The organism is Thiorhodospira sibirica ATCC 700588 (assembly GCF_000227725.2).
Taxonomy (GTDB): domain Bacteria; phylum Pseudomonadota; class Gammaproteobacteria; order Ectothiorhodospirales; family Ectothiorhodospiraceae; genus Thiorhodospira; species Thiorhodospira sibirica.
Genome location: NZ_MU255056.1, coordinates 2469090 through 2471874, shown reverse-complemented (window position 1 = coordinate 2471874; position 2785 = coordinate 2469090). Strand labels below are relative to the sequence as shown.

Annotated in this window: 3 protein-coding genes; all 3 read right to left on the bottom strand. The window is 59.5% G+C overall.

The features are described from left to right. A partial coding sequence (locus tag THISIDRAFT_RS11505; RefSeq protein WP_006788847.1) for an Rpn family recombination-promoting nuclease/putative transposase occupies positions 1-247 on the bottom strand: 247 nt, incomplete at its 3' end. Between the two features lie 224 nt (positions 248-471). Continuing rightward, the gene (locus THISIDRAFT_RS11500; protein WP_006788846.1) at positions 472-1482 is read right to left on the bottom strand and encodes an Rpn family recombination-promoting nuclease/putative transposase; all 1011 of its coding nucleotides are present in this window, start codon (positions 1480-1482) and stop codon (positions 472-474) included. 253 nt (positions 1483-1735) lie between these two features. Next, entirely contained in the window at positions 1736-2746 is a 1011-nt protein-coding gene (locus THISIDRAFT_RS11495; protein WP_040853459.1) for an Rpn family recombination-promoting nuclease/putative transposase, read from the bottom strand. Positions 2747-2785 lie beyond the last annotated feature (39 nt).

Here is a 2785-nt window from a genome sequence, read left to right as displayed (position 1 = left end):
GTTGGATTTCGATCTGGTAGAGATTGCCGTGTTGGTCACGCGCTTTGACATCGACGATGCTGAGTTTGTCGTCAAGGAATTCTTTGTCATTGTAGGGGTTGAGGATCTCGACCTCGGTGATGGGGGCGGGCAGGGCAGTGTTGAGGTTGGCGTTGAGAAAGTGAATCAGCAAAGCGCGGTTGTCCTCGGCGCCGAGCAGGGCTTTAAACACGCAGTCGATTTTGGGGTCGATGGGGTGGTGGTTCATGGTGAGGAAGTTTAGCCGGGTGAGGCTGTCTGGGCAATGGGTTGGAGCATGGAGTACCCGCTCTGCTTGACGTGGCGGCGGCTTCTAGCCGTCGCTTTTTTGCAGCGGCATCAAGATGATGCCGCCACGAGGAGCGCCGAGTTGCACTCGGCCAGTCGGAACATCAGCTTTCATCGAGAATGCTTTAAAACCAGCCGAGTACCACTCGGCGCTCCGTACCCCGGTTATTCACCGCGCAACTGCGCTTTAAGGCGCTCAATTTCCGCCAGCGCCGCTTCCTTCGCCGTCCGTTCCTGCTCTTCCCGCGCCTGTGCTAACGCTTCCCGCATCCGCGCCTGCTCTTCCCGAGCCTGCGCTTGTTCTCTGGCCGCCCTTTCCTGTTCCTTCGCCGCCCGTTCCTGCTCTTCCCGAACCTGCGCTAACGCTTCCCGCCTCCGCGCCTGCTCCGCTTCCGCCCGCCGCTGCTCCGCCTCCACTCGCCGCCGCTCAGCTTCAGCCTGCAGTTGCTCTGTCTCCGCCTGCAGTTCTTCCAAATGCCGCTGAATACTGCGCTGTTCGCGCAGGTAGTTTTGCCGGGCCTGATAGGCATGATAGGCACGGTCTTTTTCCGAAAAGCGTTTTAAGGTGCTCATGGCTTGCCTCATTTCGTCGGTGTCCATCCAGGCGGGGAGGGCCTCAGCATTGAGCTGTTCGCCATCCTGGAAGAATTTGAGCCAGCGGTGTTGTTCGGTTTGGACGGTGTGGATGGGATGTTTGTTCAGTTCCAAAAGCCAGATGCCGCCGTGCTCAATAAATCCCCGCCCGGCGCTGTCGCGTAGGCGAAAGTCGTGGATGGCCTCGGGGTGCTCGGGTAACAGGGTTTCTCCCAATAGCCAGATGGCATAGGTGGGTTTGAGCTGGCCGTAGTCCTGACCGGTTTTGAGTTGGGCGCTGTAGAGGTCTGTCCAGGTGTAGAGGATGCGGGCGGGGAGGTCGCGGTGGCTGAGGAGTTGGATTTCGATCTGGTAGAGATTGCCGTGTTGGTCACGCGCTTTGACATCAACGATGCTGAGTTTGTCGTCAAGAAATTCTTTATCGTTGTAGGGGTTGAGGATCTCGACCTCGGTGATGGGGGCCGGCAGGGCGGTGTTGAGGTTGGCGTTGAGAAAGTGAATCAGCAAAGCGCGGTTGTCCTCGGCGCCGAGCAGGGCTTTAAACACGCAGTCGATTTTGGGGTCGATGGGGTGGTGGTTCATGGCGGGGGAGTTTAGCCGGGCGAGGACGTTTGGGCAATGGGTTGGAGCATGGAGCACCCGCTCTGCTTGACGTGGCGGCGGCTTCCCTATCTGCGCCGCGTGCGGCGCGGCAGGCAGCCGTCGCTTTTTTGCAGCGGCATCAAGATGATGCCGCCACGAGGAGCGCCGAGTTGCACTCAGCCAGTCGGAACATCAGCTTTCGTCGAGAATGGTTTAAAACCAGCCGAGTACCACTCGGCGCTCCGTACCCCGGTTATTCACCGCGCAACTGCGCTTTAAGACGCTCAATTTCCGCCAGCGCCGCTTCCTTCGCCGCTCGTTCCTGCTCTTCCCGCGCCTGCGCTTGTTCTCTAGCCGCTCGTTCCTGCTCTTCCCGCGCCTGCGCTTGTTCTCTAGCCGCACGTTCCTGCTCTTCCCGAGCCTGCGCCAACGCTTCCCGCCTCCGCGCCTGCTCCGCCTCGGCCTGCAGTTGCTCGGCCTCCACTCGCCGCCGCTCAGCTTCCGCCTGCAGTTGCTCGGCCTCCACCCGCCGCCGCTCCGCCTCCGTCTGCAGTTCTTCCAAATGCCGCTGAATACTGCGCTGTTCGCGCAGGTAGTTTTGCCGGGCCTGATAGGCATGATAGGCACGGTCTTTTTCCGAAAAGCGTTTTAAGGTGCTCATGGCTTGCCTCATTTCGTCGGTGTCCATCCAGGCGGGGAGGGCCTCAGCATTGAGCTGTTCGCCATCCTGGAAGAATTTGAGCCAGCGGTGTTGTTCGGTTTGGACGGTGTGGATGGGATGTTTGTTCAGTTCCAAAAGCCAGATGCCGCCGTGCTCAATAAATCCCCGCCCGGCGCTGTCGCGCAGGCGAAAGTCGTGGATGGCCTCGGGGTGCTCGGGTAACAGGGTTTCTCCCAATAGCCAGATGGCATAGGTGGGTTTGAGCTGGCCGTAGTCCTGACCGGTTTTGAGTTGGGCGCTGTAGAGGTCTGTCCAGGTGTAGAGGATGCGGGCGGGGAGGTCGCGGTGGCTGAGGAGTTGGATTTCGATCTGGTAGAGATTGCCGTGTTGGTCACGCGCTTTGACATCGACGATGCTGAGTTTGTCGTCAAGGAATTCTTTGTCGTTGTAGGGATTGAGGATCTCGACTTCGGTGATGGGGGCGGGCAGGGCGGTGTTGAGGTTGGCGTTGAGAAAGTGAATCAGCAAAGCGCGGTTGTCCTCGGCGCCGAGCAGGGCTTTAAACACGCAGTCGATTTTGGGGTCGATGGGGTGGTGGTTCATGGTGAGGGAGTTTAGCCGGGTGAGGGTGTCTGGGCAATG

Coding starts and splice junctions, on each gene's coding strand:
- THISIDRAFT_RS11495 (WP_040853459.1), bottom strand. CDS start 2,746: ATGAACCACCACCCCATCGACCCCAAAATCGACTGCGTGTTTAAAGCC.
- THISIDRAFT_RS11500 (WP_006788846.1), bottom strand. CDS start 1,482: ATGAACCACCACCCCATCGACCCCAAAATCGACTGCGTGTTTAAAGCC.